14 protein-coding genes and 1 tRNA gene are annotated in these 13,260 nt (G+C 68.5%); 11 read left to right on the plus strand and 4 right to left on the minus strand.

What is annotated here, in order from left to right; genetic code table 11:
• Positions 1–16 precede the first annotated feature (16 nt).
• The 3 genes from L8951_RS03085 to L8951_RS03100 form a co-directional block, all read right to left on the minus strand.
• Positions 17–1,534 (minus strand): tetratricopeptide repeat protein, encoded by a 1,518-nt coding sequence (locus tag L8951_RS03085; protein WP_244381528.1) that lies wholly within the window; start codon positions 1,532–1,534, stop codon positions 17–19.
• Between the two features lie 215 nt (positions 1,535–1,749).
• The gene (locus tag L8951_RS03095; protein ID WP_265535893.1) at positions 1,750–2,574 is read right to left on the minus strand and encodes an outer membrane protein; all 825 of its coding nucleotides are present in this window, start codon (positions 2,572–2,574) and stop codon (positions 1,750–1,752) included.
• Between the two features lie 452 nt (positions 2,575–3,026).
• Positions 3,027–3,116, minus strand: a tRNA-Ser gene (locus L8951_RS03100).
• A 126-nt stretch (positions 3,117–3,242) separates the two neighbouring features.
• Here L8951_RS03100 and L8951_RS03105 point away from each other — a divergent pair.
• From L8951_RS03105 to L8951_RS03125, 5 genes are all read left to right on the plus strand, one after another.
• Positions 3,243–3,935, plus strand: a complete 693-nt coding sequence (locus L8951_RS03105; protein ID WP_244381529.1) for an SDR family NAD(P)-dependent oxidoreductase — start codon at positions 3,243–3,245, stop codon at positions 3,933–3,935.
• 83 nt (positions 3,936–4,018) lie between these two features.
• Positions 4,019–4,354, plus strand: a complete 336-nt coding sequence (gene hspQ, locus L8951_RS03110; RefSeq protein ID WP_244381530.1) for a heat shock protein HspQ — start codon at positions 4,019–4,021, stop codon at positions 4,352–4,354.
• 139 nt (positions 4,355–4,493) lie between these two features.
• Positions 4,494–4,964, plus strand: coding sequence for a 50S ribosomal protein L21 (gene rplU / locus L8951_RS03115; protein ID WP_244381681.1), 471 nt, complete (start codon positions 4,494–4,496; stop codon positions 4,962–4,964).
• A 2-nt stretch (positions 4,965–4,966) separates the two neighbouring features.
• The gene (rpmA, locus tag L8951_RS03120; RefSeq protein ID WP_244381531.1) at positions 4,967–5,236 is read left to right on the plus strand and encodes a 50S ribosomal protein L27; all 270 of its coding nucleotides are present in this window, start codon (positions 4,967–4,969) and stop codon (positions 5,234–5,236) included.
• 184 nt (positions 5,237–5,420) lie between these two features.
• Complete coding sequence (locus L8951_RS03125; protein ID WP_244381532.1) at positions 5,421–5,957, plus strand: GNAT family N-acetyltransferase; 537 nt, start codon at positions 5,421–5,423, stop codon at positions 5,955–5,957.
• Between the two features lie 82 nt (positions 5,958–6,039).
• On the opposite strand, the gene L8951_RS03130 is transcribed toward L8951_RS03125, so the two are convergent.
• Positions 6,040–6,915 carry a metal-dependent hydrolase gene (locus L8951_RS03130; protein ID WP_244381533.1) on the minus strand — a complete coding sequence of 292 codons (876 nt, stop codon included), beginning with the start codon at positions 6,913–6,915 and terminating at the stop codon, positions 6,040–6,042.
• Positions 6,916–6,981: 66 nt separating this feature from the next.
• On the opposite strand from L8951_RS03130, the gene L8951_RS03135 reads away from it, so the two are divergent.
• The 6 genes from L8951_RS03135 (at position 6,982) to L8951_RS03160 (ending at position 13,257) form a co-directional block, all read left to right on the plus strand.
• On the plus strand, positions 6,982–7,557 hold the full coding sequence (locus L8951_RS03135; RefSeq protein WP_244381534.1) for a TetR/AcrR family transcriptional regulator: 576 nt from the start codon (positions 6,982–6,984) through the stop codon (positions 7,555–7,557).
• Between the two features lie 164 nt (positions 7,558–7,721).
• Complete coding sequence (gene obgE / locus L8951_RS03140) at positions 7,722–8,789, plus strand: GTPase ObgE (RefSeq protein ID WP_244381535.1); 1,068 nt, start codon at positions 7,722–7,724, stop codon at positions 8,787–8,789.
• Positions 8,786–9,715, plus strand: a complete 930-nt coding sequence (locus L8951_RS03145; protein WP_244381536.1) for an NAD-dependent epimerase/dehydratase family protein — start codon at positions 8,786–8,788, stop codon at positions 9,713–9,715. Before obgE ends, L8951_RS03145 begins: the two co-directional genes overlap by 4 nt.
• A gap of 49 nt (positions 9,716–9,764) precedes the next feature.
• Positions 9,765–10,007 carry an acyl carrier protein gene (locus L8951_RS03150; protein ID WP_244381537.1) on the plus strand — a complete coding sequence of 81 codons (243 nt, stop codon included), beginning with the start codon at positions 9,765–9,767 and terminating at the stop codon, positions 10,005–10,007.
• On the plus strand, positions 10,004–11,245 hold the full coding sequence (gene spt, locus L8951_RS03155; RefSeq protein WP_244381538.1) for a serine palmitoyltransferase: 1,242 nt from the start codon (positions 10,004–10,006) through the stop codon (positions 11,243–11,245). Before L8951_RS03150 ends, spt begins: the two co-directional genes overlap by 4 nt.
• 38 nt (positions 11,246–11,283) lie before the next feature.
• Complete coding sequence (locus tag L8951_RS03160; protein WP_244381539.1) at positions 11,284–13,257, plus strand: ATP-binding protein; 1,974 nt, start codon at positions 11,284–11,286, stop codon at positions 13,255–13,257.
• Positions 13,258–13,260: the final 3 nt, after the last annotated feature.

The following is a 13,260-nucleotide window of genomic DNA, read 5'->3' on the forward strand; positions in this document are numbered from 1 at the left end:
TCCTAACGCTGGGGGTTCAGGCCGCGACCGTGGCGGATTCGAGGATCTGCTTGCCCTCGGCGTGCTCGGGATCGAGCCGCAGCAACTCGGTAGCGGCGGCTGCCGCCCCCGGTTTGTCGCCCATCCGCTGCAGCGAGCGCGCGAGGTTGAGGCGAAATTCCACATTCTCGCCATCCTGGTCGACGAGCGCGCCCCAGACCTCGGCCGCCTCGCCATAGTTGCGGTCGCGCAGGAGCATGCGCCCGACGACGCGGAACGCGTAGGGTTCGTCGGGCGCGAAACGCATCAGCCCGCGCCCGAGGGCGAGCCCGGTGCGGTCGCCGGCATCGTAGAATTCGCGCAGCTTGCGCTGGCCGTGGGTGACCACGTTGTTGCGCAGATATTCCGCCGCCTTCTCATCGAGCACGCCCGACTGCTGGAGGGTCAGCGCCGTCTCGATCGCCGCCACGGGATTGCCTTCGCGGATGTCGCTGACCGCGGCGCTGACCAGCTTGCCGGGCAGCCGGTCGACCGAGCGCTGCGCCTCCTCGGCATGCTTGGCGGCTTCGGGATCATCGCTCGCCAGCACCGCCGAATAGGCCTCGAACGCCTCGAGCAGATGCTCCGAGCGCTCGGCGGCGCGGGCGTAGTTGAGGGTCAGCCACACCGTATGTTCGTTGGCCATCAAGCCCTCGCGCAGCGCCTCGTAGGCGATCTGCGGCTCGTCGGTGCGCAGCGCGCTGCGCCCGATGATCAGATAGGGCTCTTCCTCGCGCGGTTCGATCTTGATCGAGTTGCGCGCATGGCTGATCGCCCGCTTGTCGTCGCCTTCGGCATAGGCTTCGCGGGCGCGTTCGAGGAAGGGCTTGCGCAGTCGCAGCAATGCCGAGGTGCCAAAGCCCGACGAGGGGTCGAGCGTGCGCATGACCCGGTAGCAGGCGGCGGCGCGGAAGGGATTGCGCTGGATCTCGTGGCGCGCGGCGGCGGTGCGCTGCGCCTCGCTCTGTTCGGCGCACAGCTTGATCGCTTCCTCGTCGCCGCTGTCGGCCAGGGCGCGCAAGGGGGCGGCGACGGCATCGCCGAGATCGACGGTGAAGGCCTTGCGGAAGAAGGGCATGGCGTCCTCGGGGGTGGCCTCGACCAGCCGGGCGATCGCCTCGCCGATCGCATCGCCCTTCTTGAGGTTGACGAGCGCTTCCAGTTCGATTGTCCGGATTTCGGTATTGTCGGGCTGGCGCGCGAGCAGTTCCTGCGCGTGGCGCAGCGCCGGCTCCCAGTTGCGCTTGCGGCGCTCGATCCGGGCCAATTGCAGATAGGGTTCCGGCTCCTCGGGGGTCAGCTCGGTCAGCCGCTCCCAGAACGGCTGCGCCTGCTCGGGCTCGTGCCGGTTGGTGTAGATGCGGGCGAGATAGCGATGCGCCTCGATGTCGTCCGGATGCTCGACCAGCAGCGCGCGCGCCATCGTCTCGAGCCGGTCGAGATCGCCCTCGCGGTACACGGCGGCCATCTCCTGCCGCCGGTCGATGAGATCACTGCTTTGAAAGACGTCGGACATGTCGCTTCTGGTTCCTGGACAAACGATTGGACAATCAGCCCTATCGCCTGACGGGCCGACGGGTTCCGCCGCGCCGCGCTGGCGCCTGTCGGACCCGGTTTTTTCTATCGAGGGGCCCCTACCCCTTCAAGCCCGCCGCGTCGACCCGCATGGGCCCAGCGCACGAAAAGAAAGGGCCGGTCGATCGACCGGCCCTTCCCTTTCTGGCCCGTGGCCTAGCCGCGCTCGGGTTCGGGCGGCGGCGGCGGCGGCGGCGGCGGCGGCGGCGGCGGCGGGCATTCCTCGGTCGCCAGAATCACCGTGCCGTCCGGGCACGTCACCGTCGCGGGAGGCGGCGGGGGCGGCGGGGGCGGCGGCGGCGGGGGCGGCGGCGGGGGCGGCGGCGCAGCGCGGCCGAAGTTGTAGATCAGGCTCGCCAGCAGGCTGTGCGACTTGACGGTCACGTCGCTGACGCGAAGGTCCTGGTCTTCCTGGACGATGTTGCCGAAGTTCTGCGCATAGCGATACTTCAGCCCCGCCTCGATCGCGTCGCTGAGCGGGAAGCTCACGCCGGCGATCCCCTGGAAGGCGAAGATTTCGTCCGAGGAGTTGAGGTTGGCACCGGCGCCGAGGGCGCTGACGTCATGCGTCACCGACCAGAGACCGAGACCACCGCCGAGATAGAAACGGCTGGTGTCGGTTTCGGCCAGGTCGAACAGCACGTTGACCATGCCCGACCACACGTCGACATCCGACGTGCCGGCATCGAACGCACCCGCGCCCGAGATCAGCACCTGGTCGATGGTGGCGGTGCGATAGCCCAGCTCGAGCTCGGTGCGCACGGCACCCCAGTCGTAGCCGATCACGCCGTCGACGTCGTAGCCGAGGTCGTGCTCGAGCTCGAGCACGTCGTCGGCGTTGAGCGTCGGCGAGTCGATGTCATCGGTGTCGTTGAAGAGCGCGACGCCCCCCTCGAGACCGACATAGGGACCCGTGTCCTGGGCGAATGCCGGGGTTGATACGGCGGCCAACGCCGCCGAGGCCATCAAGAAATGCTTCATGGAGTCCTTTCTCCTTCAAATTCGTGGCGACGACGAAAACAAGTCGTCCCGGTAAGGTTCCGACTGCCCCCTTTTTCGTTCGGCGGCTAGAGACCCAGCAACGACCATCCCAGTAAGCGGTTCCTCCGGGCAAACGGTTTTTTCCCGCCCTGTTGCCGGCCCGCCGTCGCACCCCGCCAGCCGAGCCCGAATATATGCCGCGATTATGCCCGCTTAGCCCCCGGCTGTTGCATGGCGGACACAGCTGACAGTTAATCTTGCCGCGGCGTGCGCGGGTGCAGCAAATGCAAAAATCGACGCAAATGGGCGAAGGAACGGGGGCCGCAGACCAGGCTCGCGCGCGTCGGCGCGGCGGCGCGCGACGCCGCTGCGGCGGCCTCGGGGACCAGCGCGCGGTTAGGGCGGGGACGGCCGAGCGGTCGGCGCGGGTGGCGGGGCGATGTCGGGGAAAATGGCGGAGAGGGTGGGATTCGAACCCACGGTACGGTTGCCCGCACAACGGTTTTCGAGACCGCCCCGTTCGACCACTCCGGCACCTCTCCGCGGGGATGTTCGAGGGCGCTGCCCTCTGGTCGGAGCGCGCCTCTAGCAACGCGCGGGGATATTGAAAAGCCCTAATGTCGCCGCGCCCCGCTGAACCCGCGCCGGGGTTCGCGGATTGGCGCCCCATGAGCGATTTTTCGAACAGCCTGCTGATCGGCGCGTCGGGCGGGATCGGCGCCGCGCTCGGCGATGCCATCGAGGCGCGCGGGGGCCGCGTGACGCGGCTCGGCCGCACCACCACCCCGGCGGTCGACTACGCGCGCCCCGAGACCCTCGCCCAGGCCGCCGCGACGCTAGCCGACGGCGCGCCCTACGACGCGCTGATCATCGCCAGCGGGATCCTGCACGGCAGCGACTGGGGCCCCGAGAAAAGCTGGCGCGCGCTCGCGCCCGGACCGCTCGAACAGACCTTCCTCGTCAATACCATCGGCCCCGCGCTGGCGTTGCGGCATTTCCTCCCGCTCCTACCGCGCAAGGAGCGCTGCCTCGTCGCCGCCCTGTCGGCGCGGGTGGGGTCGATTGCCGACAACCGGCTCGGCGGCTGGTACGGCTATCGTGCCTCGAAGGCGGCGCTCAACCAGCTGGTCCGCACGCTGGCGATCGAGCTCGCGCGCACCCATCCGCAGGCGGTCGCGGTCGCGCTCCACCCCGGCACGGTCGATACCGCGCTGTCGGCCCCCTTCCAGTCCAACGTGCCCGAAGGCCGCCTCTTCACCCCGGCGCAGAGCGCGACCCACCTCCTCGACGTGCTCGCCGGGCTCACCCCCGCCGAGAGCGGCGGTCACTTCGACTGGGCGGGGCAGCCGGTGCCCGCCTGACCAGGTCCCCTGCCCGCACCCCCGCCCCGAGGCCGCCCCCCTCGCCCGGTTGTGCGCGGCGGCAGGACGCCTACATAGGCGCCATGAGTAATGCGATTCAGACCGCGCGCTTCGCGATCGGCGAGGTGGTCCGCCACCGGCTGCTCGACTTTCGCGGCGTGATCTTCGACGTCGACCCCGAGTTCGCCAACACCGAGGAATGGTACGAGGCCATTCCCGCGGACATCCGACCGGCCAAGAACCAGCCCTTCTACCACCTGCTCGCCGAGAATGAGGAGACGAGCTACGTCGCCTACGTCAGCCAGCAGAACCTCGTGGCCGACGATGACGAGGAAGAGGTGGTCCATCCCGCGATCGCGACGATGTTCGATCGCTTCGAGCCCGGGCGCTATCATCTGCGGCCCGAACGGCGGCACTGACCGCCGAATAGTTGCGGCAAATCGGTTGACAGGAGGGGCTGCGTTCCATAGTTGGCCCCATCCCCTCGCGCAGGTGCCGTTTTCGGCGTCGCTTTGCCGTGGGCAAGAGACACAAATTCTAGACCGAAGAGAAGAGCTTATGTTCGCAGTCGTGCGCACCGGCGGTAAGCAGTATCGCGTTGCCCCCGGAGACAAGATCGTCGTCGAGAAACTCGCTGGTGAAGCGGGCGATTCGGTGACCCTCGATGATGTCCTGCTCGCCGGCGAGGGTTCGGACCTTCAGTCGACCGACGGCCTGACCGTCGCGGCCACCATCGTCGCCCAGGCGAAGGGTGAGAAGGTGACCGTCTTCAAGAAGCGTCGCCGCCACAACTATCGCCGCAAGCGCGGGCATCGCCAGCAGCATACGATCCTTGAGATCGTGTCGATCGGCGGCAAGGGGGGGGCCAAGAAGGCGCCCGCCAAGAAGGCCGCCGCGAAGGGCGACGACGACGCGCCGGCCAAGAAGGCCGCCGCCAAGTCGACAAAGGATGCTGCACCTGCTAAGAAGCCGGCAGCGAAGAAAACCGCCGCGAAGAAGCCCGCGGCCAAGAAGACCGAGAAGAAGTAACCATGGCACATAAGAAGGCAGGCGGCTCGTCGCGTAACGGCCGCGATTCCAATCCGAAGTATCTCGGCGTCAAGAAGTTTGGCGGCGAGAGCGTCGTGGCCGGCAACATCATCGTGCGCCAGCGCGGGACCAAGTGGTACCCGGGCGACAATGTCGGCCTCGGTAGGGACCACACCATCTTCGCGCTGATCGACGGCCGCGTCACCTTCCGTGACGGCAAACTCGGCCGCAAATATGTCCACGTGGAAGCGATGGGCGAAGCAGCCGAATAGGGTTGGTCGATAACGGGCCATCCCCCTGGGACGGTCCGGACAACAAGACAAATGGGAGAAGGGACCGCTCCAGGTCCCTTCTCTTTTTTGTGCCCGATGAACTGACGTCTGCAAGGGCCGCGTCCGCCACTTCTCCCTCGACTGTCACCGACCCCCTCGGGGGCGGCGGCAAGGGAGGTATGCGATGTTTGCCGTGACGAAGAACCTGCTGCTGCGGCCCGGCTGGAGCTGCGATGCGCCCGCGCTCGCCAAGGCGATGGGCTCGAAGCGAATCGTCGCCAATCTCGCCAGCGCGCCGTGGCCCTACGGGCTCGAGCAGGCTGAGGCCTTCCTCGCCCAGCTCGAGGCGATGCCGCTGCCCACCATGCTCATCACCCGACGCCGGGATGCGCAGGTCATCGGCGTGGTCGGGTTCGGCTACGCGCCCTCGGGCGAGATCGAGATCGGCTACTGGATCGCCGAGGAGCACTGGGGCAAGGGCTATGCCACCGAGGCCGCGCGCGCCGCGCTCGAGATCGCGCGCACGCTGGGCTGGAGCCGCATCGAGGCGGGCCATTTCCTCGACAATCCGGCGAGCGGCCGGGTGCTCGAGAAGCTCGGCTTCGTCGCCACCGGCGCCCACGCCATGCGGCATAGCTGCGGGCGCGGCGAGGAAGCGATGAGCCGGCTCTACCGGCTCGACCTCAACGGCTGCGAGCAGGCGGCAACCGCCGCCGCCTGATCGCGGCTCCTGGAAGGGGAAAAGGAAGGGGCGGCACCGACCTTCGGTACCGCCCCTTCGTCTTGCCGGATCTCGAGGCCGATCAGGCCGCCGCGCGCACCGTTTTCTTGCCGTTGCGCATGAAGCGATGCCCCTCGGCGTCCTCGTATGCCGCGATCAGCGCGCGATCGTCCTCGTTCCACGGGTGGAATCCGGGCAGGAAGAATTCGAGCCACGCGCCGAGGATCTTGCGGAACATGCCGGGCGCGATCAGCCCGTATCGGATCAGCCCCCACCTCGCCTTCCAGCCCCTGATCCCGTCCTGCTTGAGCAGGGTGAGCGCCCCCCTGAACCGGTCGGGGAAGAAGTGGCTGGTGACATAGAGCATCACCTTGGCCTTCACCTGCCAGCGCTTCCAGCGCGACCAGTCGCGGGTGGCGTGGAGCCAGGTGTCATAGGCCACCCCCTTGTGCTCGATCTCCTCGGCCGCATGCCATTTCCACAGCATCGCGGTCGCCTCCTCGGCGCCCTCGAAATGCTTGGGGTCGGCGAGGATCTCGTGCGCGAGGATCGCGGTATAATGTTCGAGCACCATCGTCGCGGCGAGGCTGGCGATCGGCGGCTTGTCCTGCAGCAGCGCGATCCGCTCCTTCACCCGGTCGTAGAGCGGCTCCATGTCGTAGCCGCTCTCGCTTGCCCGCTTGTTGAAGGCGTCATGCTCGCGGCTGTGGATCGCTTCCTGCGTCGTGAAGGCCTTGATGTCCTTCTTCAGTGCCTCGGGGCAGTCCTTGGCGAAGGCGCGCACCGAGCGCACGAAGAACGCCTCGCCGTCGGGAAAGGTCGCCGACAGCGCATTGTACATCGCGGTCGCATAGGGATTGCCACCGTGCCACCAGCGCGGCGTCGCCCCCTCGCGACCGAACTCGCGATCGCGCGGGGTGATGCTGAGGTCGGGCGGCGTAACGGTTGCAGTGGCCACGAGGCTGCTCCTAAAGAGACGCGTTGAAGCGAAGACTGGATCTTACTGACAAATATGTCAACAACGTTGCACAAACGTAAACGGATGAGCCCCGAGGAGAGCCGCCGGCTGGCGGTCGCCACCGCGCGCGACATCCTGCGCGAGGAAGGCGCCGCGGCGGTGACGTTGAAGGCGGTGGCGGGACGGATGGGGCGCACCCATGCCGCGCTGCTCCACCATTTCGGATCGGTCGACGGGCTCCACGCCCAGCTCGCCGACGAGATCGCGCACGAGGTCGCCGATTCGATCGCCGGCTCGATCGGTCGCTACCAGGCGGGCAAGGTCAAGCTGCGCCGCGTCGTCGAGGAAATGTTCACCGCCTTTCGCGAACAGCATTTCGGCGAACTCATCGCGTGGGTGGTGCTGCAGCGCCGCCGCGAGGCGCTCGCTCCCGTTGAGCATGCGATCGCGGGGGTGATCACCAAGATCACCCCGCCAGGCGACGATCGCCCGCTCGACCGCGCCACCATGGGACTGGTCCTCGTCGCCATCGGCGATGCGCTCGTGGGCGAGGAAGTCGCGCGCGCCTGCAACCTGCCCCATGACGTGGCGCACGAGATCGCGGTCAAGCAGATCCTCGCGGTGCTCGGCGAATTGCGCTGAGCCCTAGCCGGGTTCGAGCCCCGCCGCGGGTTCGCGCCCGACATAGCCCTCCTTGCCCGGGTGGGGCCGCCTTTCAGATCGCCCCCCGTGCCTGAAAGTCCGGCATTATGTCCGCCTTCCCGCACCCCCTCGCGCTGCGCGGCGAACTGCGCTAGGGGCGCGCCATGGCGCATTTTCTCGATCAGGCGAAGATCTTCGTGTCCTCGGGCGCGGGCGGTCCGGGGGCCGTCAGCTTCCGGCGCGAAAAATATATCGAATTCGGCGGTCCCGACGGGGGCAATGGCGGCAAGGGCGGCGACATCGTCTTTCGCGCCGTGCCCGCGCTCAACACGCTGATCGACTTTCGCTACACCCAGCATTTCCGCGCCCCGCGCGGCAAGGGTGGCGCGGGGCGCAACCAAACCGGCGCGGCCGGGCGCGACCTCGTGATCGACGTGCCGGTGGGCACCCAGATCCTCGCCGACGACGAGCAGCGCTCGCTCATCGCCGACCTCACTACCGAGGGGCAGGAGGTACGCCTCCTGACCGGCGGTCAGGGAGGGCGTGGCAACATGAGCTACAAGACTTCGACCAACCGCGCCCCGCGCCAGCACCAGCCGGGCGAACCGGGCGAGGAAGCCTGGGTCTGGCTGCGCCTCAAGCTGCTCGCCGACGTCGGGCTCGTCGGGCTGCCCAACGCGGGCAAGTCGACGCTCTTGAACGCGGTCACCAACGCGCGCGCCAAGACCGGCGCCTACCCCTTCACCACGCTCCATCCCAAGCTCGGGGTGGTCCAGCACAAGCAGCGCGATTTCGTGATGGCCGACATCCCCGGGCTGATCGAGGGGGCCGCCGAGGGCGCGGGGATCGGCGATCGCTTCCTCGGCCATGTCGAGCGCACCAAGCTGCTCGTCCACCTGATCGACGCCGACGGGGGCGACCCCGCCAAGGCCTATGCGACGGTGCGCGGCGAACTCGAGGCCTATGGCGCCGATCTCGACGAGAAGGACGAGATCGTCTGCCTCAGCCGGGTCGACACGGTCGATGAGGAAGTGCGGCAGATCGCGCGCGACGAACTCGCCGCGCTCGGCGTCACCGACGTGCTCGAGCTGAGCGCGATGACGGGCACGGGGATCGACGCCCTGCTCGATCGGATCATCGCCATCCTGCCCGAGCGCAAGGCGGCACCCGCCGCCACCGACCCGCACGAGGGTGCGGGCGAGGAGCCCGACGGCGACTGGTCACCGCTATGACCGCGGCGCCGCTTGCGGTGACCGGGGCCACCGGCTTCGTCGGCTCGCGGCTGCTCGAGATCGCGACGCGGGGCGGGCTCACGCTGACCTGTCTCACCCGTCGCCTCCAGCCCGAGCGCCCCGGGGTGCGGTGGATCCAGGGCGACCTGCACGACGCGCCGGCGCTCGCGCAATTGTGCGAGGGCGCGCGCGCGGTCATCCACATCGCGGGGGTGATCAACGCCTCCGACGCGGCGGGTTTCGAGCGCGGCAATGTCGAGGGCACCCGCAACCTGCTCGCCGCCGCGACCCGCGCGGGCACGGGGCGGTTCGTCCATGTCTCGAGCCTGGCCGCGCGCGAGCCCTCGCTCTCGCTCTACGGCGCCTCGAAGGCGCGCTCGGAAAGCGCGGTCCGGACGAGCGCGCTCGACCAGCAGATCGTGCGCCCACCCGCGGTCTACGGCCCCGGCGACCGCGAGACGCTCGAACTCTTCCGGCTCGCCGCGCGCGGTTTCGTCCCGCTGCCCCCCAAGGGACGGCTTAGCCTCATCCACGCCGACGACCTCGTCGACCTGCTGCTGGTGCTGGCCGAGGGCCGCGGTCGCGCCGGGCTGCTGCTCGAACCCGACGACGGGCGACCGGGCGGCTGGACCCACGAGCAGTTCGCGCAGGCCATCGCCGGCGCGGTCGGGCGCGAGCGGGTGCGCACGCTCTCGATGCCGCGCCCACTGGTGCGGCTCGGCGCCCAGCTCGATCGGCTGGTCCGCGGCGAGAGCGCCAAGCTGACCCCCGACCGGGCCGCCTATTTCTGCCATCCCGACTGGACGGTGGCCGCGGAACATCGTCCCGACCCTGCGCTTTGGCAGCCTGCGGTCGCGACCCCCGAGGGGCTGCGCGACACGGCCGCCTGGTATGCGCGCGAGGGCTGGCTCGACCTGCCCCAATAGTGCCGCTTTCCATTGCCAATGGCGGCGGGCGAACATAAGGGCTTGAGACATGACTGACCGCGCAGACGTGAAAACCCGGCTTTTCGGCCTCATCGACCAGTATAACAAGAAGGGCGTGGAGGTCGGCGAAGAGACCCGCTTCGCGCAGGACCTCGAATGGGACAGTCTGACGGTCCTCGACTTCGTCGCCGAGGTGGAGGACGAGTTCGACATCCTCATCACGATGAACCAGCAGGCCGAGATCGAGAAGGTCGGGCAGCTGATCGACGCCGTCGTGGAGATGGCCGAGTGAGCGGTACCGGCGCCAACCTGGCGGGGACCGCCCCCGCCTCGCCCGACCTGTTCGACAAGTTCCAGCCGCTGATCGATCAGCGCGAGGCGCTGCTGTCGACCGGGATCACCGATCCCTTCAACCTCGTCATGGAAGAGGTGATCTCGCCGACCGTGGCGATCTGCAACGGGCGCGAGACGATCCTGCTCGGTACCTACAATTACATGGGCATGACCTTCGACCCCGACGTGATCGCGGCGGGCAAGCAGGCGCTCGAGGAATTCGGCTCGGGCACCACCGGCAGCCGCGTCCTCAACGGCACCTATGCCGGCCACAGGGACGTCGAGGCCGCGCTGCGCGAATTCTTCGACATGTCGGGCGCCATGGTCTTTTCCACCGGCTACCTCGCCAACACCGGCATCATCTCGACGATCGCGGGCAAGGACGATTACATCATCCTCGATGTCGACAGCCACGCCTCGATCTTCGATGGCTGCGCGATGGGCAACGCCCAGGTCGTCCCCTTCCGCCACAACGACATCGAAGCGCTCGAGAAGCGGCTCAAGCGGCTGCCCAAGGAGGCGGGCAAGCTCGTCATCCTCGAGGGCGTCTATTCGATGCTCGGCGACGTCGCGCCCCTGGACAAGATGGTCCCGCTCGCCAAGCAATATGGCGCGATGGTGCTGGTCGACGAGGCGCATTCGATGGGGTTCATCGGCGACCATGGACGCGGCGTCTGCGAGGCGCAGGGCGTGATCGACGATGTCGATTTCATCATCGGCACCTTCTCCAAGTCGGTCGGCACGGTCGGCGGCTATTGCGTTTCCAACCATCCCAAGTTCGAGATCCTCCGTCTCGTCAGCCGGGGCTATGTCTTCACCGCCTCGCTGCCCCCGAGCGTGGTGGCCACCGCCGCGACCTCGATCCGCAAGATCATGACCGCCAAGGACAAGCGCGAGCACCTGTGGAAAAACTCGCGCCGGCTCCACAAGGGGCTCACCGACCTCGGCTTCATCCTCGGCACCAAGGAGCCGCAGTCGGCGATCATCAGCGTGATCATGCCCGACCTCGAGCGCGGGGCGATGATGTGGGAGGCGCTCCTCCACGAGGGGCTCTACGTCAACCTCGCGCGCCCGCCGGCGACGCCCGCGGGCATGACGCTGCTGCGCTGCTCGCTGTGCGCGCGCCATTCGGACGAGCAGGTCGGCGACATTCTCGGCATGTTCGAGCGCGCCGGCAGGAAAACCGGGTGCATCTGACCTTTTAACCATCGACCGCTTTGCCTATGCTCGAGCGCATGACGGGTGGGGACCAACAGCGCACCGCCGACTGGCGACGGGCCGGCGCGGCGATCATCGGCCTCCTGGCCATGCTCGCGCTGCTCGGCACCATCTGGCTCGTCTCGAGCTCGTCGCAGATGCGCGACGCGGCGATGGAGCGCGAGCGCAGCGCCTATGACGTCACGCTGCTGACCCGCACGCTCGATGCCAGCATGTCGCGCTCGGAGGCCGCGCTTGGCCGCTTTGTGCTCGACGAGGAAACCGAAAGCGGCAACCTCTACTACAACAATTGGCGGCTCGCCCGGCAGCAGCTCAACGAACTCTATCGCCTCACCCGCGACCGTCCCGAGCAGCGCCAGCGGGTCGAGACGCTGGTCAACCTGTTCAACATTCGCGAAGAGGAGCTGTCCGCCGCCGCCCGCGCCGCCGCCGCCAAGCGCCGCGAAGGCGGCATCAGCCTCTATTATGCCGCCGGCCGTTCGGATACCGGCCCGCTGATGCGCCGCCAGTTGCAAGAGATCGCGCAGGCCGAACGCGAGGCGCTCGAAGAGTCGATCGACCGCACACAATTGTTTGCCGCGCGCGCCAACCGCCTGAACGACTATCTCATCTGGCTGGGAGCCATCTCGGGGCTGATCGCGCTCTTCCTCGGTGCGCTCTCTTTCGAGGTGCTGCGCCAATATGCGCTGACCCGCAAGGAAGCCGAGCAGGAGAGCGAACGCGCCTATGCGCTCGAGGAAGCGGTCGCCGAGCGCACCGCCGAACTTAGCGCCGCCAACGAGGCGCTGCGTGCCGAGGCCGAGGAACGCGAGGCCGCCGAGGCGCGGCTGCGGCAAGCGCAGAAGATGGAAGCGGTCGGCCAGCTCACCGGCGGCATCGCGCACGACTTCAACAACATGCTCGCGGTGGTGGTCGGCGGGCTCGACCTTGCACGCCGGCACATCGACGGGCCGCGCCGCGACCTGATGAGCCACCTCGGCAACGCGATGGAGGGCGCCACCCGCGCCGCCGCGCTGACCCGTCGCCTGCTCTCCTTCGCGCGGGCCGAACCGCTGCTGCCCGAGCGGGTCGAGGCCAAGCAGATGATCGGCTCGATGCGCGAGCTGCTCGACCGCACGCTGGGCGAGCAGATCAGCATCACCTATGCGATTGCCGAGGATGCCTGGCCGGTGTTCGTCGACGCGCACCAGTTCGAGAACGCGCTGCTCAACCTCGCGCTCAACGCGCGCGACGCCATGGCCGGCGAGGGCCAGCTCGAGATCCGCGCCGACAATGTCACGCTGGCGGCGGGCGAGGTTGGCGACATCCGCGCCGGCGACTATCTGCGCGTGGCGGTGCGCGATACCGGCAAGGGCATGAGCGATGAGGTGCGCGAGCGCGCCTTCGAGCCCTTCTTCACGACCAAGGACGTCGGCAAGGGCACCGGGCTCGGGCTCAGCCAGATCTTCGGCTTCGCCCACCAGTCGGGCGGCGAGATCGGCATCGACACCGAGGTCGGCAAGGGCACCACCGTGGCGATCTATCTGCCGCGTACCGACGTGGCGGCGACCGCCCAGCCGGTCGCCCCGCTCGCGGCCGCGCAGGAGGAGGATGGCATCGTCTGCGCCAACGCGCGCATCCTGGTGGTCGAGGACGACCCGCGGGTGCGGACCGCCACCGTGGGCGCGCTCGAGGACCTCGGCTACGACCCGGTCAGCTGCAGCAGCGGCGCCGAGGCGTTGTCGCTCTTCGCCCCCGGCCGCTTCGACCTCGTCATCTCCGACGTGATCATGCCCGAGATGACCGGCACCGAACTGGTCCGCCATCTCACCGCCGCCGAGCCCGGGCTCGCGGTGCTGTTCGTGACCGGCTACGTCGGCGATGACGAAAGCGACGAGCTCGCCGATCACGAACTCCTGCGCAAGCCCTTCACCGTGGGCGCGCTGTCGAAGGCGGTCGCCGAGGCGCTGCGCCGCGCGAGCGGCGGCGCGCCGACCGCGGTGGCGAGCTAGCCT

Origin of the sequence: Sphingomicrobium astaxanthinifaciens, assembly GCF_022865105.1 — a bacterium.
Classification (GTDB): domain Bacteria; phylum Pseudomonadota; class Alphaproteobacteria; order Sphingomonadales; family Sphingomonadaceae; genus Sphingomicrobium; species Sphingomicrobium astaxanthinifaciens.

Excerpts from the sequence above, each read along its gene's own strand:
- L8951_RS03085 (WP_244381528.1), bottom strand. The coding sequence starts at position 1,534 with ATGTCCGACGTCTTTCAAAGCAGTGATCTCATCGACCGGCGGCAGGAG.
- L8951_RS03095 (WP_265535893.1), bottom strand. The coding sequence starts at position 2,574 with ATGAAGCATTTCTTGATGGCCTCGGCGGCGTTGGCCGCCGTATCAACC.
- L8951_RS03105 (WP_244381529.1), top strand. The coding sequence starts at position 3,243 with ATGAGCGATTTTTCGAACAGCCTGCTGATCGGCGCGTCGGGCGGGATC.
- hspQ (WP_244381530.1), top strand. The coding sequence starts at position 4,019 with ATGAGTAATGCGATTCAGACCGCGCGCTTCGCGATCGGCGAGGTGGTC.
- rplU (WP_244381681.1), top strand. The coding sequence starts at position 4,494 with ATGTTCGCAGTCGTGCGCACCGGCGGTAAGCAGTATCGCGTTGCCCCC.
- rpmA (WP_244381531.1), top strand. The coding sequence starts at position 4,967 with ATGGCACATAAGAAGGCAGGCGGCTCGTCGCGTAACGGCCGCGATTCC.
- L8951_RS03125 (WP_244381532.1), top strand. The coding sequence starts at position 5,421 with ATGTTTGCCGTGACGAAGAACCTGCTGCTGCGGCCCGGCTGGAGCTGC.
- obgE (WP_244381535.1), top strand. The coding sequence starts at position 7,722 with ATGGCGCATTTTCTCGATCAGGCGAAGATCTTCGTGTCCTCGGGCGCG.
- L8951_RS03145 (WP_244381536.1), top strand. The coding sequence starts at position 8,786 with ATGACCGCGGCGCCGCTTGCGGTGACCGGGGCCACCGGCTTCGTCGGC.
- L8951_RS03150 (WP_244381537.1), top strand. The coding sequence starts at position 9,765 with ATGACTGACCGCGCAGACGTGAAAACCCGGCTTTTCGGCCTCATCGAC.
- L8951_RS03160 (WP_244381539.1), top strand. The coding sequence starts at position 11,284 with ATGACGGGTGGGGACCAACAGCGCACCGCCGACTGGCGACGGGCCGGC.